Annotated in this window: 13 protein-coding genes and 1 tRNA gene; 10 read left to right on the top strand and 4 right to left on the bottom strand. The window is 60.8% G+C overall.

Annotated elements, in window-relative coordinates:
- Positions 1-66: 66 nt before the first annotated feature.
- Entirely contained in the window at positions 67-1,959 is a 1,893-nt protein-coding gene (locus tag FFM53_RS09255; protein WP_138388059.1) for an AsmA family protein, read from the bottom strand.
- Between the two features lie 275 nt (positions 1,960-2,234).
- Between FFM53_RS09255 and FFM53_RS09250 the strand changes: the two genes are divergently transcribed.
- Positions 2,235-4,187 (top strand): acetoacetate--CoA ligase, encoded by a 1,953-nt coding sequence (locus FFM53_RS09250; RefSeq protein WP_138388058.1) that lies wholly within the window; start codon positions 2,235-2,237, stop codon positions 4,185-4,187.
- 216 nt (positions 4,188-4,403) lie between these two features.
- Here FFM53_RS09250 and FFM53_RS09245 read toward each other — a convergent pair whose 3' ends face one another.
- Positions 4,404-8,279 carry an ATP-binding protein gene (locus tag FFM53_RS09245; RefSeq protein ID WP_138388057.1) on the bottom strand — a complete coding sequence of 1,292 codons (3,876 nt, stop codon included), beginning with the start codon at positions 8,277-8,279 and terminating at the stop codon, positions 4,404-4,406.
- A 213-nt stretch (positions 8,280-8,492) separates the two neighbouring features.
- On the opposite strand from FFM53_RS09245, the gene FFM53_RS09240 reads away from it, so the two are divergent.
- The 4 genes from FFM53_RS09240 to FFM53_RS09225 all read left to right on the top strand — a co-directional run bounded on the left by FFM53_RS09240 (position 8,493) and on the right by FFM53_RS09225 (position 9,892).
- On the top strand, positions 8,493-8,942 hold the full coding sequence (locus tag FFM53_RS09240) for a phasin (protein WP_003545621.1): 450 nt from the start codon (positions 8,493-8,495) through the stop codon (positions 8,940-8,942).
- A gap of 130 nt (positions 8,943-9,072) precedes the next feature.
- Positions 9,073-9,149: transfer RNA gene (locus FFM53_RS09235), tRNA-His, on the top strand.
- A 94-nt stretch (positions 9,150-9,243) separates the two neighbouring features.
- Positions 9,244-9,681, top strand: coding sequence for a DUF4174 domain-containing protein (locus FFM53_RS09230; RefSeq protein ID WP_138388056.1), 438 nt, complete (start codon positions 9,244-9,246; stop codon positions 9,679-9,681).
- Between the two features lie 43 nt (positions 9,682-9,724).
- On the top strand, positions 9,725-9,892 hold the full coding sequence (locus tag FFM53_RS09225; protein WP_017990318.1) for a hypothetical protein: 168 nt from the start codon (positions 9,725-9,727) through the stop codon (positions 9,890-9,892).
- Here the strand turns inward: FFM53_RS09225 and FFM53_RS09220 are convergent.
- Both FFM53_RS09220 and FFM53_RS09215 read right to left on the bottom strand, forming a co-directional pair.
- Positions 9,889-10,770 (bottom strand): LysR family transcriptional regulator, encoded by an 882-nt coding sequence (locus FFM53_RS09220; protein ID WP_138388055.1) that lies wholly within the window; start codon positions 10,768-10,770, stop codon positions 9,889-9,891. The two genes, FFM53_RS09225 and FFM53_RS09220, sit on opposite strands and share 4 nt — an antisense overlap.
- Entirely contained in the window at positions 10,767-11,081 is a 315-nt protein-coding gene (locus FFM53_RS09215) for a putative quinol monooxygenase (protein WP_138388054.1), read from the bottom strand. Before FFM53_RS09215 ends, FFM53_RS09220 begins: the two co-directional genes overlap by 4 nt.
- 192 nt (positions 11,082-11,273) lie before the next feature.
- Between FFM53_RS09215 and FFM53_RS09210 the strand changes: the two genes are divergently transcribed.
- The 5 genes from FFM53_RS09210 to FFM53_RS09190 all read left to right on the top strand — a co-directional run bounded on the left by FFM53_RS09210 (position 11,274) and on the right by FFM53_RS09190 (position 17,581).
- The gene (locus FFM53_RS09210; RefSeq protein WP_138388053.1) at positions 11,274-12,770 is read left to right on the top strand and encodes a CoA-acylating methylmalonate-semialdehyde dehydrogenase; all 1,497 of its coding nucleotides are present in this window, start codon (positions 11,274-11,276) and stop codon (positions 12,768-12,770) included.
- Between the two features lie 166 nt (positions 12,771-12,936).
- Positions 12,937-14,019, top strand: coding sequence for a YjgN family protein (locus tag FFM53_RS09205; RefSeq protein ID WP_138388052.1), 1,083 nt, complete (start codon positions 12,937-12,939; stop codon positions 14,017-14,019).
- The gene (locus FFM53_RS09200) at positions 14,009-15,058 is read left to right on the top strand and encodes a M48 family metallopeptidase (RefSeq protein WP_138388051.1); all 1,050 of its coding nucleotides are present in this window, start codon (positions 14,009-14,011) and stop codon (positions 15,056-15,058) included. The genes FFM53_RS09205 and FFM53_RS09200 overlap by 11 nt, the downstream gene beginning before the upstream one ends.
- Positions 15,059-15,166: 108 nt before the next feature.
- Positions 15,167-15,649 carry an iron-responsive transcriptional regulator RirA gene (rirA, locus tag FFM53_RS09195; RefSeq protein ID WP_003545647.1) on the top strand — a complete coding sequence of 161 codons (483 nt, stop codon included), beginning with the start codon at positions 15,167-15,169 and terminating at the stop codon, positions 15,647-15,649.
- A 336-nt stretch (positions 15,650-15,985) separates the two neighbouring features.
- The gene (locus FFM53_RS09190; protein WP_028758279.1) at positions 15,986-17,581 is read left to right on the top strand and encodes an ABC transporter substrate-binding protein; all 1,596 of its coding nucleotides are present in this window, start codon (positions 15,986-15,988) and stop codon (positions 17,579-17,581) included.
- Positions 17,582-17,584 lie beyond the last annotated feature (3 nt).

The raw sequence follows: 17,584 nt of genomic DNA, 5'->3' as shown, positions 1-17,584 counted from the left end.
TCCGTCCGGATTTGCGTGAAAACAAAGAGATAGAGCATTGCCGAATTCGAAGAAAACGGAAATGCTCTATTGCGCCTGAGGCGTATTGCCGAAAAGCGGAACCGGCGAGATCACCGGGTTCGGCCAGGAACCGCCGATGAAGAACGGCAGAAGCGGCAGCTCCGCCGCCTTGGCCGGATCGGTTGCCGCCAGCGATCCGGAAAGCGCCAGCCCGTTCGACTGATAGGTGATGACGCCTGAAAGCGTCAGCGTCTGTGTGGCGCCGGCGATGCGGGCGTCGTGCATTTCGGCGGAGCCGTTGGCGAAATCGGCCTGAAGGTTGAGCTGGTTGAAGGCGAAGGCGCCGCCTGCCGCCGCGCTCAGCGGAAAGAACGGTTTTTCGGCCGCCTGCGTCCGGAGGGCTGCAGCATCGATGCCGGGAATCGTGCCTTCCCCCGTCCAGAAGTGCAGCCTGCCGGTGACATCGGCAAGACCGGTCGTCCAGATCGCCTTCGGCGACTGCAGGTCGAGATCGAGCGATCCGGTTGCAAGCGGCAGCGGACCCTTCAGCTGCAGGCGCTCGGCAAGGGCTGCGAAATCGGCATTGCGGATCGACAGCTGCAGCTTGCCGCCGCCGTCGAAATCGCGCTGCGTCGCTTCCAGATGCGCGGTCATTTCACCGCCTTCGAACTGGCTGTCGCCAATATCGAATTTCGCCTCGCCGCCGGCAACGATCATGCTGGCGCCGACATCGGAGAGCTCGAAGAGACCCATCTGCGCGCGCCGCGCCGAAAGCCTGACGTCGACATCCAGCACCCGCAGCGGTCCGCTGATGCCGGCGGAGATTTCCTCCGCCTCGCCGGCTGCGAGCCTGAGCGCGAAGGCGTCGAGGAAGGGCTTGAGGTTCATCTGATCGAAGGCGAGCGTGCCGCCGATTTTCGGTCGTTTGCCGGGTTGGGTGAAAAGGTCCATCACCCCGGTGGCGCTCGCTTCGTTCAGCGAGAGGCTGAGATTGTTGAAGCGCAGCCCGTTGCCCGACGACATGATGTCGGATTCCAGCGAGGCGCTCTTCAGGGTTGCGATGCCGGGGATCGATCTGCCCGACCATGTCAGAAGTGCGGGCACATCGGGAATGCTGGCGGTGATATTGCCGGAAAAGGCCGAAAGGCTGGCGATGCTGGCAATGCCCTGGAAGTGGGCGGTCAAAAGGTTTGATGTGAGCGACGTCCGTGTCTCGGCATTCCTGCCGGCAAAGGCGAGCAGCGGCTGGCGCGAGGCGAAATCGACCTTCAGGTCCTCGCCGTTGATACGGGCGATGACCACCGCCGAGATCGCGCCGGATAGTCTCGGCCAGGCGATATCGGCGGTGACGCTGTCGAAATGATAGGTCGTGGCGGACTTGATGTCGGTGACCACAAGCGTGCCGTCCTCGACGGTCACCGCGCCGATCTCGGCATCGAGATCGGGATCGAGCACCTCAGCTCCGTTTTCGTAACGTACGCCGCTGATCGCCCGTGCGAGCAGGCCGGCATAACTCCAGTCGATCAGCCCTTTTTCGTCGCGCGTCAGCGCCAGGTTGGGGCGCACCAGGTGGAATTCATGGAAACTCGTCCGGCCTCTCAACGCGTCGATGAGGCTGAAATCGGCCGACAGGCTTTCAATGCTGCCGAGCAGCTTGTCACCGCTTTCGCGCGGTTGGCGGATGGTGATCTGGTTCAGCGTGATGCGTGGCGTCGGCCAGAATTCGAGAACCGGACTCCCCTTGATCTCGGCATGGTAGCCGGTCCATTTGGACAGCGTGTCCTCGATGCCGGAGCGCACGAAACCGGTCGAGATGAGATAGGGGGCGGCAACTCTGAGCGCCACGAAAAGCGCCAGCGCGATCAGCAGGAACACCGTCGACAGGCGGGCGAAGGCCGGAAGCCAGCGCGAAACGGGTCCGATCTTCCTGCGCCACCTGCGATGTCTTGACGTGCTCATGATCTCCGCCGGCAAATTCAGCCGGTCATCCCGTTATGCGCTGATTTCGCCGGATATAGGAAATATCAGGCATATGCAAATCCCTACAGCGCCGCGCGTCTTTTCAGACGCGCAAAGGACGCTGTAACACTTTCAATTAACTAGTTGGAGCATGATGTCGTCCGAAAATCGCTCACACTTTTCGACATCATACTCTGGGCGTCGGATCGCGTCGGTTCCGCGCTTTATAATGCAATGCAGCATGATATAAGGACGGCATTGGGGAGGAGGATTGAATGCAGGATAACAGACCACTTTGGGTGCCCTCGGCGGATGCCGTTGCAAAAAGCCCGATCCATGCCTTCATGGAGCGCTGCAATGCCGATTTCGGGCTTTCTCTTTCAGGCTTTGAGGATCTGCATGCATGGTCGGTGGCCGAGCGGGAGAATTTCTGGTCGACCGTCTGGGATTTCTGCGGCGTCAAGGGAGAGCGTGGCGCAGAGGTGCTTGCCAATGGCGACCGCATGCTGGAAGCCCGCTTCTTTCCCGATGCGACGCTGAACTTCGCCGAAAACCTGCTGTCGGGCCGCGGTGAGGGCGATGCGATCATCTTCCGCGGCGAGGACAAGGCCGAGGACCGCTGGTCGTGGGACCGGCTGCGCGTGCTGGTCTCGAAGCTGCAGCAGGCCTTCGCAGCACTCGGCATCGGCAAAGGCGACCGTGTCGCCGCGATGATGCCGAACATGCCGGAGACTGTCGCCGCCATGCTCGCCGCCGCCTCGATCGGCGCCATCTGGTCGTCCTGTTCGCCTGATTTCGGCGAGCAGGGTGTGCTCGACCGCTTCGGCCAGATTGAACCAAGGCTGTTCATCGCCTGCGATGCCTATTGGTATTCCGGCAAGCTGCAGGATGTCGGCGCCAAGGTCGCCACGGTCGCAAAAAATCTGGGTGTGCCCACGGTCATCGTCCACTATGCCGGCGACGCGGAGGCCGTGGCGCGTAAGACGCCGGGGGCTTTAACGCTTGAGGCCTTTGTCGCGCCCTATGAGGCAAGGGAGGTCGAGTTCACGCAGCTTGGCTTTTCGCACCCGCTCTACATTCTCTTTTCGTCGGGCACGACAGGCGTGCCGAAATGCATCGTGCATTCGGCCGGCGGCACGCTGCTGCAGCACCTCAAGGAGCAACGGCTGCATTGCGGCCTGCAGGCGGGCGAGAAGCTGTTCTATTTCACCACCTGCGGCTGGATGATGTGGAACTGGCTGGTCAGCGGTCTCGCCAGCGGCGCGACGCTCTGCCTGTTCGACGGCTCGCCCTTCGCCCCCGATGGCAACGTGCTGTTCGACTATGCCGAGGCCGAGAAATTCGCCATCTTCGGCACCTCGGCGAAATATATCGACGCGGTGCGCAAAGGCGGGCTGACGCCGCGCGTCAGCCACGATCTCTCCAGCCTGCGGCTGATGACGTCCACCGGTTCGCCGCTGTCGCCGGAAGGGTTCACCTTCGTCTACGAGGGCATCAAGGAAGACGTACAGCTCGCCTCGATCTCAGGCGGCACCGATATCGTCTCCTGCTTCGTGCTCGGCAATCCGCTGCAGCCGGTCTGGCGCGGCGAGATCCAGGGGGCCGGCCTCGGCCTTGCGGTCGACGTCTGGAACGATGACGGCAAGCCGGTGCGCGGAGAGAAGGGTGAACTGGTCTGCACCAAGGCCTTCCCCTCGATGCCGGTGATGTTCTGGAACGACCCCGATGGCGCCAAATATCGCGCCGCCTATTTCGACCGGTTCGACAATGTCTGGTGCCACGGCGATTTCGCCGAATGGACGGAGCATGGCGGCCTTGTCATCCACGGCCGCTCGGATGCGACGCTCAATCCTGGCGGCGTTCGCATCGGCACGGCCGAGATCTACAATCAGGTGGAGCAAATGGAGGAGGTGGTCGAGGCGCTCTGCATCGGCCAGGACTGGGACGACGACGTGCGCGTCATCCTCTTCGTTCGCCTTGCCCCGGATGTGACGTTGACCGAGGATCTCGTCAAGGCGATCAAGACCCGCATCCGCACCGGCGCCTCGCCGCGGCACGTGCCGGCGAAGATCATCGCGGTTGCCGATATTCCCCGCACCAAATCCGGCAAGATCGTCGAGCTTGCCGTGCGCGAGGTCGTTCACGGCCGGCCGGTGAAGAACCAGGAAGCGCTTGCCAATCCAGAGGCTCTGGGGCTCTTCGCCGGGCTAAGCGAGCTGAAGGATTGACAGCGATCGTAGATTACGAGCTTTCACCCTTGATCAATTTCCTGTCATGGAAACCTTTCGTTAAGAAAGGTTTGTCAAAGGTGAAGCTAACTTGGGGGCCGCACATGAACGATGCGGCCTGGGGCCTTCCGGCCTCCGAAACATGACGTCGATCGACTGAGCTCTTGTTGAACAGCACCAAATTTCAAAGGCGGCCTCTTGGCTGCCTTTTCTTTATCAACCGGCCAGCACCCGCTGCGACGGGAAGGTGATCTCGACGAGCGTGCCCTCGTTCGGCGCCGAATTGATCGAGAAGGTCGCCCGGTTGGCATCCACCATCGCCTTGGTCAGCGGCAGGCCGAGCCCGGTGCCATCGCCGCGATGACGCGATTGGGTCGAGGAGACCTGCCGGAACGGCTTCATCGCCTGGTCGAGCTCGCTGCGCGTCATGCCGATGCCGGTATCGCGGACCCTCAACACAACGCTGCCATTCGCCTCATAGGACGTCGAAACGACGATCTGCCCGCCTGACGGGGTGAAACGGATGGCGTTCGACAGGATGTTGAGTGCGATCTGCTTGATCGAGCGCAGATCCGCCACGACCTCGGGTACTGCATGCGACAGCGCCGTGCGGATGATGACGCGCTGGCTGTTCGCCTGCGGCTGAACCAGAGCCACGGCCTCGGAGACCGCCTCATTGAGGCCGACGGCGGCAAAATCGAGATCCATCTCGCCGGCCTCGATCTTCGAAATGTCGAGCAGGTCGTTGACGATATCGAGGACATGCCGGCCGGAGCGGCCGATATCGTTGGCATATTCGATATAACGCGGATGGCCGATCGGCCCGAAGCGCTCACCGGCCATCATGTCGGAAAAGCCGATGATGGCATTGAGCGGCGTGCGGATCTCGTGGCTGACTCGGGCGAGGAAATCGGTCTTGTGGGCGTTGGCGGTTTCGGCCGCACCCTTGGCGTTGCGCAGCTCGTCCTCGGTGCGCTTCCACTGGGTGATATCGCGGATGACGGCGCAATAGCCGTTGGAGGAGGTGAGCTGGCCCATCGTCATGAACAGCGGCACGAAGCCGCCGGCGGCCTCACGGCCGATCACTTCGCGCCCGTCGTTCAACACGCTTGCCACGCCATGGTCGGAGAGGCCGTTCAGATAGTCGATGACTGCCTTCTGACTCTCATGGGCAAACAGCATGACGAAGGGTTTGCCGCGCGTCTCCTGTTCGTCGTAATTGAAAAGCGCGCTGGCCGACCGGTTCATCGAGCGGATGTCGCCCTCGATGCCGATGACGACGACGCCGTCGGTCGCCGTTTCCAGGATCGAGCGCAATTCTTCCACTTCGACCTGAAGCTTGGCGACCTTCTCGACCATCCGCTCGGGGCGGCCTTCGGAGCGGGCCTCGGACCGGTTTACGTCGCCGCGGCCATCTTCCTTGCCTTCCACCGGCATCAGCGCCAGCATCAGGGCGTTGGCGTCTTCCCAGCGCACCGATTGCAGCCGCGCGGTCACCGGCGCCAGCGTATCATCGGCCTTGACGAGCATCATGGTGCCGGAGCCTGCGGCCTTCTCCTCGAGTTCGCGACGCTGAAGCAGGGCTTCGATGCCGCCCACTTCGCGCAATGCGTCGAGCGTGCCGTAGCCCGTCAGCCGCATGAATTCCGGATTGGCATGGATCAGCGCATCGCCGATATGGATGAGCACGGCAACAGGCAGTTGGTCGACCGTTCCCACCGAAAGCCCGTCCGTCATCTTGATGCGCGGCGGGATGAAGCTGGTGAGAACCTCGATCTGGCTGGCCGTCTCCTCAAGCCCTTCCGTTGCGTCGTCCTCGGCGATGACAGCCGGTTCTTCGGCGGCGTCATCATCTTCGCGCTCCGCCTCGACGGCATTCTCGAAGATCGCCTCCTGCGACGCGATCTCCTCGACCGACGGTATGTCCGCCTGGTCGGTGGTGGGTGTTTCGGTCTCGAACGCTTCGGGTCCGGATGCTTCTTCGAAACTGGAGGTTTCGGTGGCGTTGGGTTCCATCGGCGCCGGGGCGGCAGGCTCGTCCTTGTTGGCGCCGAAGGCTTCGAGGCGTTTGGCGATCTCGCGGAAATTGGCGTGTTCGGCGGCCGTCAGCCCGGCACCGCTGTTGTGGAGCTGAACGATCTTGTCGGAGAAGCGGCGATTGGGCGTTTCCGAAATGCGAAGTGCCGGCGGTTCTTGCGGAAGTTCCGCTACCGGCTCGGCGGCGGAAACGTCGCCGGCATCGGCGCTGCCTTCCACCTTTTCTGCAGCAATTTCCTGGGCAGGTGTCTCGATGGTCGCCTGCTCGGTGGCAATCTCTTCCGGCGCTGGCTCTTCCGGCGCTGGCTCTTGCGGCGCTGGCTCCGTCTGCGACGGCTGATCCTCGACCTCTTGCGTCAGCGCGGGTTCGATCAGGGGATTTTCGAGCGCTGTCTCCGCTTCGCGTACCACCTCGGCATTGGTCTCGGCGGGTGGGCCGAGGCTCGCTGCATCATGGCCGATACCATCAGGGCCGAGCGTCAGGCCAAGCGCAAGCGGATCTTCCTGCGCATCGGAAAGCCGGACGACGCCGAAGCCGCGGAAACCATCGAAGTCGCGGTTGCGGGTATAGGTCGGCAGTGCCGCCAGATCGACCGGAACGACGAGGCTGGTGCCTTCGACCGGCCAGAGGATCGTCTTGCCCGACCATGTGTCGCGGCGGGCCAGCGCCTCGGAAAGCTTGCCGTCAGGATCGAGATTGAAGAGGGCGGCGACATCGCCGAAGGCAGAGCCGATGATGTCGGACGCATGCGGACCGACGGCCTCGGCAAATTCGTGGCTGACTTCGTTGAACCGGCCTTCGGCGTCGATCTTCCAGACGAAGCGCGTAGCGCGGCTGTTCGGTCTGAAGACGAAGCCGGGCTCAGCCTCAAGCTGAGGGGCAGGGGTGGCATCGGCGACCACAGGCGTTTCAATGGCTGGCTCTTCGTGGACCGCTTCCGGCGTGTCTTCGATAGGCGTTTCGTTGGCCTCAACAGGCGGTTCCGCCGCCGTCGCCGTTTCCACCGTCTCCGCAATGGAAATCACATCGTCCTCGATGACCGCCGCGGGCTCGGTGGTCTCATCCGCGCTGCGATCGATCATGCCGCCGTCGCTCTCCGGCTCCGCATCCGCGGCAGGATTCGTCTCTTCAATCGCCTCGTCTGCGGATGCCGCGACTGTCTCGGCTGGCTGTTCGCTTTCGCCGGCGATCTCCTCGAGAGCCTCCTCGACCTCTTCGATCCCCGAGACCGCGTCGATGATTTCGGTGAAGCCTGCGGCGGCGACAGGTTCGTCCTGAAGCACTTCGGCCGGCGGCACGCTTTCTTCCTGTGCGGACGTATCGACCGGCTCGAGCGTGGGCGCATCGACTGGATCGAGCGCGGGCGCGTCCAGCGGGTCGAGATGACCGATCGCGGTCTCCACCGCAAACAGCAGATTGAGCGCCGGATCGTCGCTGAGCTTGCCGACCGCGGCCGGAAGATTGCCTCTGGCGGTGGCGACAGGTCGTTTCACCAATCGGTCGGGATGCGCGCCGGCAAGGTTGATCAAGGTCTTTGCCGTCTGCTCGGAGATCCCGAGCGAGGCAAAGCCCGGCGAAGCCGCGATGACCTCGCCATTGGCGCCGATCACCGCCATATGCGTGTCGGGATCATCGAGCCCCTGCAGCATCTGGGCGGCCGATGCGCCGGCCGCGAGTGGCTTTGCCGAGACCGGCACCGAAAACAGGATGGCCTTTTCGCCCTGGGAAAGGCGGATCAGTTCGGCCGCCGCCTGCACCTGTGCACGCTGGAAGCCCTTGGCGATGCGGATCATCAGGCTTCTGTTGTCACCGATATCGGTCAGCTGGCGCGCGGCGGTTTCCAGCTGGCGGAAGGTGATGTCGGTGCGGTCGACCCCCTGATCGAGCAGGTCATAGACTGCCGAATGGCCGAAAAGCTCCGCACCCGCACCGTTCGCCCAGAGCAGGCGCGCAAGATCGGCCGAAAACAGCACCATGGCCTCGCCGCGTGAAAAGCGTTCCCGCACCCGTGCATGCACGGCGATATCGATGAACGGATATTGGACTGCGGGCATGTTCGAACCTTGTCGCTGTCGGCCTTCTTAGATTAACGGCTTATTAATAACTGCGGGGCGCATGCCGGTCCAGAAGAGGAGGGGGTTTTCGGCCGGAAAGGTTAACGTCTTGTGCACTGCACAATAATTGTTGCAATGCACAATGAAATGTCTTATATAAGCATCATCCAACTAACGCAGGCAGCGGCTGCCTCAACCCAAAGGATGCGACCCATGGCTACCATAAAGACCGACGACGTTTTTTCAATTGCTTCTTTCGACCCATCCAAGTTCACGGAATCTTTCCGTGAATTCGCCGAAAAGGGCGCTCAGCAGTCGAAGGATGCCTATGCCAAGCTGAAGACCGCTGGCGAGGAAGCCGGCAAGACGCTCGAAGCCACCGTCCAGACGGCACAGGCCGGCTCGGTCGAGATCGGCCTGAAGGCGATCGACATCCTGCGCATCAATTCCGAGAACTCGCTGTCGCACTTCGAAGCGCTGCTCGGCGTCAAGTCGCCGGCCGAATTCTTCGAGCTGCAGACCTCGTTCATCCGCAAGCAGGCCGAACTCACCGTCGAGCAGGCCAAGTCGATCCAGGAAACCACCAAGCAGGTGGCCGAAAAGCTCGCAAAGCCCTCCAAGGACGCCGCCGAAAAGGCCATGGCTTCCTTCAAGGTTGCCTGATCGGTCCTTACCGATCGGAGATAAAAGGCTGGACCTCGCGTCCAGCCTTTTTGTATATTGACGAGGAATGGGACTTGAATTCCTCGCCAAGTCCTCGTATGTGACCCCCGTCGCGCCAAGCGCGATATATGCGGTTGTAGCTCAGTTGGTTAGAGCGCAGGTTTGTGGCACCTGAGGTCGGAGGTTCGAGACCCCCCAACCGTACCATCTCCCCACGATCAGAATGAAAACCTGGTTCCTATCGTTTCGATGGAACCCATGTCGCGCCGGGGCCGTTCTCCATGTTAACGGGAGAATATGCATGTCGAAGACCCTGCTCTACGGTGCGACCAAGATCGACGTGACCAACAGCGCTTATGCGCCGGTCGAAAGCCTCGCCCAGTTCCAGTGGAAGAACCGCGTCTTCGTTGTTTTCGCCGACAGGGATAATTCCCGCGCCGCCCGGCAGGAAAATCACTTGCTGGCCGATCGCTCAGCCCTCGATGATCGCGACCTGGTGGTGCTGAAGATTTCCGGCGCCGGCGTTCGACCACTCTTCGGTGCGGCTGACGGCCTCGACGGTGAGGCCATCCGCCGTGATCTCGAGGCGCCGGAGGTCGGCGAATTCGCCGCTTTCCTTCTCGGCAAGGACGGCACCGTCAAGCTCAAGGCCAGCGAGCCGATTACCGATGGCGAGCTCTTCGCCATCATCGATAGCATGCCGATGCGTGCTGCCGAATCGCTGAAGCCGGACAAATAGCCCCGAACGTCGCGTAAACTGAAATCATGAAAGGGAGGCGGTCATGTCCGTGCCCAACGAACCCATTCCCGACCAGCCGCCGATGCCCGGGCCCGGCTGGAAGCCGGTACCTCCGATCAAGGAACCGGAGCCGGACAGGCTGCCTGACGAAGCACCGGTTCCCAATCCTGACGAGAACGACGAGCCGGCAAAGCACACTTTCGAGACTTAAAGGAAAATGTGCCGCTCGGCGCTGACGAGTTCCTGGAGAAAATCGGCGACGGTCCTGACGCGCATGAGGTCGCGCGCCGTTTCGTGATAAGTCGTCCAGTAGGCGCGCCGGATCGAAACCTCCGGCAGAATGCGCTGGAGTTCCGGATATTGCCTGGCGATATAATCGTGCAGGATGCCGATGCCGGCACCTGTTCGTACCGCCTCCGTCTGTCCGATCGCCGTCGAAATCTCGAAGCCCGCATCCCAGCTCCGCATGACTGCGCCGGAAAAATTCAGTGACGCGGTGAAGATCAGGTCTTCGACATAGCCGATGCGGCGATGCGCCTTGAGCGCGTCGACATCGGCGGGCGCTCCTTGTGACGCCAGATAATCCCGCGAGGCATAAAGGCCGAGCGTGTAGTCGGTGAGCTTGGAGGAGACGAGCCGGCCTTGTTCGGGCCGCTCCAGCGTGATGGCGATATCGGCCTCGCGCAGCGAGAGTGAGAAAGAACGCGGCACCGGTACGAGCTGGATCTTCAGCTCCGGATGGCGCTCGATCAATCTGCCCATGCGCGGCGCAAGAAAGGAAACGCCGAACCCATCAGGCGCGCCGACGCGCACGGTCCCGGCGATTGCCGTATCGGTATGGCCGAGGCTGGCCTGTGCCGCGAGCATTTCCGTTTCCATCCGCTCTGCGGATGCCAGGAACACTTCGCCTTCGGCCGTCAGCTCGCAGCCATTCGTGCGGCGGATGAAAAGCCGCGTCTTCAGCGCCTCTTCGAGAGAAGTCAGTCGACGCGAGAGCGTGGCGTGATTGAGCCCGAGCCGCTTCGAAGCGGCAAGGATCTGCCCGGTGCGGGCGACGGCGAGGAAAATACGAACATCGTCCCAGTTCATGGCTTGGCAAGCATTGCGATCGGATCGACCTCGATAAGTGTCAGCGATGTGACCATGTGCGCCGTCTGGTTCTTGTACTTAAGGAAATGCGGTGTCCGCAGATGTGCCTCGTATGCTTCCTGGTCGGCGTAGACTTCAAGGATACGGATCCGGTTTGGGTTGTCCCTGATGGAAACGGCGCTCAGGGAAAGGACGCCGTCTTCCAGCGCGACGGCTGCTTCGATTTCTTCCGTAAGCAATGCGCAATAGGTTTCAAGCGTGTCCGGATCGATCTCCAGCTCCGCCATTCTGACAACGGGTTTCCGGCTCATCGGTTTGACCTCCCCCAGGGTTTGACTTGTCGGCGTTTGACTTGTCGGCGTGCGGTGCCAAATTTGAAGCAGCCGCAGCGCCTAATACAACGACAGGGCTATAATTTACGCACAACGGTTGCTTATATCAGCGCATTGATTTGTGCAAATTGAAGTGCGATTGTCGGCCATCGAAAAACAGGAGGAACACCCATGCATGAGATCGGTCATTTCATCGGCGGCAAACATGTTGCCGGCACCAGCGGCCGCGTGAGCAATGTCTACAATCCGGCGACTGGCGAAGTGCAGGCGACGGTCGCACTCGCAAGCGTCGAGGAACTGCGTGCCGCCGTCGAAAACGCCAAGGCTGCGCAGCCGAAATGGGCTGCCACCAATCCGCAGCGCCGCGCCCGCGTCTTCTTCAAGTTCGTCGAACTCCTGAACAAGCACATGGACGAGCTTGCCGAAATCCTCTCCAAGGAGCACGGCAAGACGATCGAGGATGCCAAGGGCGACGTCATTCGCGGCCTCGAAGTCTGCGAATTCGTCTGCGGCATTCCCCATCTTGCCAAGGGCGAGTTCACCGAGGGCGCAGGCCCGGCGATCGACATGTATTCGATCCGCCAGCCGGTCGGCATCGGCGCCGGCATTACCCCCTTCAATTTCCCCGGCATGATCCCGATGTGGATGTTTGCACCGGCAATCGCCTGCGGCAACGCTTTTATCTTGAAGCCCTCCGAGCGTGATCCCTCCCTGCCGATCCGTCTCGCCGAACTGATGATCGAGGCCGGCCTGCCCGCCGGCATCCTCAACGTCGTCAATGGCGACAAGGGTGCCGTCGACGCGATCCTCACCGATCCCGATATCGGCGCTGTCTCCTTCGTCGGCTCGACGCCGATCGCCCGCTACGTCTATGGCACCGCGGCGATGAACGGCAAGCGCGCCCAGTGCTTCGGCGGCGCCAAGAACCACATGATCATCATGCCGGATGCAGACCTGGATCAGGCCGTCAATGCGCTGATGGGCGCAGGCTACGGTTCGGCCGGCGAGCGCTGCATGGCAATCTCGGTTGCCGTTCCGGTCGGCGAAGAAACCGCCAACCGCCTCGTCGAGAAGCTGGCGCCGAAGATTGAATCCCTGCGCATCGGCCCCTATACCGACGACAAGGCCGACATGGGCCCGCTCGTCACCAAGGAGGCCTATACCCGTGTTCGCGGCCTGATCGACCGCGGCATCGAGGAAGGCGCCAAGCTCGTCGTCGACGGCCGCGATTTCAAACTCCAGGGCTATGAAGACGGCTATTTCGTCGGCGGCTGCCTGTTCGATCACGTCACGCCGGAGATGGATATCTACAAGACCGAAATCTTCGGACCTGTCCTCTCCGTCGTTCGCGCCAACAACTATGAGGAAGCGCTGTCGTTGCCGATGAAGCACGAATACGGCAACGGCGTTGCAATCTACACCCGCGACGGCGATGCCGCCCGCGATTTTGCCTCGCGCATCAATATCGGCATGATCGGCATCAACGTTCCGATCCCGGTTCCGCTCGCCTACCACTCCTTCGGCGGCTGGAAGGCCTCGAGCTTCGGCGACCTCAACCAGCACGGGACGGATTCGATCAAGTTCTGGACGAAGACCAAGACTGTCACCGCCCGCTGGCCCTCCGGCATCAAGAGCGGCGCCGAATTCGTCATGCCGACGATGAAGTAATCTTCACAAGCTTCCAATCTTCAATCTGCAATCCGGGGGCCTTTCGGCTCCCGGATTTTTCGATTCTAAGTTGTTGATTTTTGCCGGATTTGCTTTCAGATGAGCTGCCGGTCGCGTGATTCCCGTCATGAGCCGGTGGGCTTGTTACGCTTTGGGGGAAGCAAATATGGATAATCGAGTGTCCGCGGGCGCCGCGGCGAACGCATTCGAGCGTGCAAGGTTCACCGGCACGGCATCGGAATATTTCGGCATCTGGATCGTCAACGTTCTTCTGACGATCGTAACGCTTGGCATCTATTCGGCCTGGGCGAAGGTGCGGCGCAATCGTTATTTCTACGGCAACACCGTCCTGCTCGGCCGTAGTTTCGAATATCACGCCACCGGCATGCAGATCTTTATCGGCCGCCTCATTGTGGTGGCCTTCGTTATCGTTGCCAACATTCTGGCGGTGATTCATCCGCTGTTCTCGCTAGTAACCACGGTCCTCATCCTCATCGCACTTCCCTGGCTGATCGTGAGGGGCCTTCGTTTCAACGCCCGCGTAACCAGCTACCGCAACGTCCGATTTGATTTCACCGGCTCCGCCGGCGGCGCCTTCGTCTCCGTCATGCTCGGAAGCCTCGTCGCCGTCCTGTCGCTGGGTTTGCTTGCGCCCTTCGCCAGCCGCTGGCTCAACCGCTACATTTTCAACAATCTCCGCTACGGCAACCGGCCTTTCGATACCGATCCCAAGCTCGGCGCGCTTTACGGCGCGCTTGTCATCCCGGCCGTGATGGTCGTGCTGGGCGCGGTCGTGCTCTCTGCCTTGATTGCGATCATAGTCGTCGGGATACAGGCTTCTGATGCCAGCTCGGTTGAGAGTGATCCACTTATCTTCATGGTGGTGTCGGGAATGTATCTGGTCGTCTTCGGCCTCATCATCATCTACGGCCTTGCCGGTCTCATCTATCGGGCGGCTGTCCACAACATCGTCTGGTCGTCGACACGGATCGACGGCCGGCATGTCTTGCGGAGCGATCTTTCCCGTGCACGCTATGCCTGGATCGCCATATCGAACGTCGTGGTGACGGTGCTTACCCTCGGCCTGATGCGCCCTTGGGCGGCGGTTCGGCTGGCGCGTTATGTCACCGAGCACACAGCGATCCGCATCGAAGGCGAGATCGGCGAGGTCTTTACGCAGTTTGAAGCCAGCGGCACTGCCGTCGGTTCGGAATATATGAGCATGGAAGGGCTTGATTTTGGTTTCTGACGGAGAAACCATCGCGACGGGGGAATGGTATCCGCCGCATTCGAGCGCCGCCGTTCCCGCCCGCCTGCTGTCGCGGGGCGGGCGCCTCATCGCCGTGACCGCGGAAGATGCGGCTCTTTCCGATGGCGCCATCGGAAAGGTCTCCTTTACGGCGCGCGTCGGATCGATCCCCCGGCGTGCGGTCTTTACCGACGGTTCGGTCTTCGAGAGCGCCGACAATGACGCAATCGATGCCTTTCTTCGCGCTGGCGGCAAAAGCGGATGGGTGCATCGGCTTGAAGAGTTTCATCCCCGCATCTTCGTCTTCGCGGTCGCGGTCGTTCTGCTTGCCGTCGGAATCTATCGTTATGCGCTGCCGGCGCTCGTCGAAGTCGCCATCTTCGTGACGCCGCCTGTCGTCTCTGAGATGATGTCCTATGGCGCTCTCAACACGCTTGATACGACGGCGCTGTCTCCAAGCCACATAAAGGAGATCCGGCAGGCCGAAATCGCCGATCGCTTCCGAAAGGTGGCGGCCAATGCCGAAGGCGGCGCCGACCGCTATGTCCTGAATTTTCGCAATGGCGGTTTGATCGGTCCCAATGCCTTCGCGCTTCCCGACGGCAATATCGTCCTCACCGACCAGTTGATCGAATTGGCGGGTGGCGACGACGAGATGATAACAGGCGTTCTCGCACACGAGATCGGCCATGTCGAATACAAGCACAGCCTCAGGCAGCTCTATCGGGCCGCGGGCGTCGCCGGTCTCGTCATGCTGATTGCCGGCGATATCGGCTCCGGCGTCGAGGACATCCTGACGCAAGGCGGCGGCCTGCTCGCATTGTCCTATTCTCGCGGTGCCGAGGCTGAGGCCGACCGGCGCTCGGTCGAACTGATGCGCAAGGCCGGCATGGATCCCGTCGCGATCGCCAGATTTTTCGATCTGCTGGAGACCAAGCTCGGCGACCACTCCCGCACCAGCATGCTGTCCACTCATCCAGGCACGCCCGAGCGCAAGCAGGCGATTCTGGATTACGTCGAGATCCTGAAGCGGGATTGACGTCGCGGCAAATGGCCTCATAAGCTGAATGCGAATTTCATATTTTGGAATTGTTCAAAACTAGCAAACCGCCTATATAGGTCTGAACAGACGAGTCAGGAGAATGGCATGCGGTTGACGAAGCAGACCAACTATGCGGTTCGCATGTTGATGTATTGTGCTGCCAACGACGGACACTTGAGCCGGATTCCGGAAATCGCCAGGGCCTATGGCGTTTCCGAGCTCTTTCTTTTCAAGATCCTCCAGCCGCTCAACAAGGCGGGTCTGGTCGAAACCGTGCGCGGTCGCAACGGCGGCGTGCGCTTGGGCAAACCGGCCGCCGACATTAGTCTTTTCGACGTCGTTCGGGTGACGGAAGACAGCTTCGCCATGGCCGAATGCTTCGAGGATGACGGTGAGGTCGAGTGCCCGCTGGTCGACAGCTGCGGTTTGAATTCGGCGCTGCGCAAGGCGCTCAACGCCTTCTTTGCAGTGCTTTCGGAATACTCCATTGACGACCTCGTCAAGGCGCGTCCGCAGATCAATTTCCTTCTCGGAATCACCGGCGAGCCGGCATATCGCAAACCCGCGATCGTTGCCCCCGCCGCCTGATTTAAAGATCAGAATTTGCTTCTGAACCGCGGTTGCCCTGGCAACCGCGGTTTTTGTTTTTGCAGGCGTCTCATCGGCCTCCGAATGCTGGGAAATGCCGGTTGCATGTCGCGATGGGCGCGCTTTTATACCAAATGCGACAAAATTTTGGTCATTTTTGTCCGAATATTTCCAAATGCGGCTGATTTTTGACTGAAAATTTCTAAAATTGTCCAGCTGGAAAATTTTTCTGCATAGCCCGTTGCTTTCAGTAGATAAATATCGTTCCATCAACCGTCGATCGAGATGCATTCTACGATCTCCAAACATCAAGAAGAACAACCGGGAAACAATATTATGAAAAAGATCTCTGTCCTCCTGGCAGCGACGGCCCTGATTTCCGTCATGGCGACGTCGGCCTGGTCCAAGACCCTTGTTTATTGCTCCGAGGGCTCGCCGGAAGGCTTCGACCCGAGCCTCTACACGGCAGGCACGACCTTCGACGCGTCGTCGCGTACGGTCTATAGCCGTCTCGTCGAATTCAAGCATGGCGGCACCGAGATCGAGCCGGGCCTGGCCGACAGCTGGAGCGTTTCGGCCGACGGCAAGGAATACACCTTCAAGCTTCATCCGGGCGTCAAGTACCAGACCACCGACTTCTTCACGCCGACGCGTGACTTCAATGCCGACGACGTCATCTTCTCGTTCGAGCGCCAGCTCAAGGCTGACAATCCGTGGAACAAGTATGTCGAGGGCGGCTCTTACGAATATGCTGCCGGCATGGGCTTCCCGGAGTTGATCAAGTCGATCGAGAAGGTCGATGACCTCACCGTCAAGTTCACGCTCAACCATCCCGAAGCGCCGTTCCTCGCCGACCTCGCCATGGACTTCGCCTCGATCGTCTCCAAGGAATATGCCGACAAGCTCGCCGCCGACGGCAAGATGGCGCAGCTGAACCAGCAGCCGCTCGGCACCGGCCCGTTCACCTTCGTCGCCTATCAGCCGGATGCCGTTATCCGCTACAAGGCGAACGAAACCTATTTCAAGGGCAAGGAAAAGATCGACGATCTGGTTTTCGCGATCACCTCTGATGCTGCCGTCCGCGCGCAGAAGCTGAAGGCCGGCGAATGCCACCTCATTCCGTATCCGAATGCGGCTGACGTCGCCGAACTCAAGAAGGACGAAAACCTGACCGTGCTCGAGCAAGCCGGCCTGAACGTTTCGTATCTCGCCTACAACACCTTGATTGCTCCCTTCGACAAGGCCGAAGTCCGCAAGGCGCTGAACATGGCGATCAACAAGCAGGCGATCGTCGACGCCGTCTTCCAGGGTGCCGCAGCCGTTGCCAAGAACCCGATCCCGCCGACGATGTGGTCCTATAACGATGCCGTCGTAGACGACAAGTACGATCCCGATGCGTCGAAGAAGATGCTGGCAGATGCCGGCGTCAAGGATCTGAAGATGAAGATCTGGGCGATGCCGGTTTCGCGTCCGTACATGTTGAACGCGCGCCGCGCCGCAGAATTGATGCAGGCCGACTTGGCCAAGGTCGGCGTCGATGCGGAAATCGTCACTCATGAATGGGCCGAATATCTGAAGCTCTCGTCCGACAAGAATCGCGACGGTGCCGTCATCCTCGGCTGGACCGGCGACAATGGCGACCCTGACAACTTCATGGATACGTTGCTTGGCTGCGACGCTGTCGGCGGCAACAACCGCGCTCAGTGGTGCAACAAGGAATTCGACGATCTGATGACGAAGGCCAAGCAGACGGCCGACGTCGCCGAGCGCACGAAGGCCTATGAACAGGCTCAGCTGATCTTCAAGAAGGAAGCTCCCTGGAATACGCTCGACCACTCATTGGTCTTCGTTCCGATGAGCAAGAAGGTCTCGGGCTTCTTCATGGACCCGCTCGGAATTCACCGCTTCGACGGTGTGGACATTTCCGAATAATAA

Source organism: Rhizobium indicum (genome assembly GCF_005862305.2).
GTDB lineage: Bacteria > Pseudomonadota > Alphaproteobacteria > Rhizobiales > Rhizobiaceae > Rhizobium > Rhizobium indicum.
Note: the sequence above shows the minus strand (reverse complement) of the source record. Positions and strands in the feature narration are given on the sequence as shown.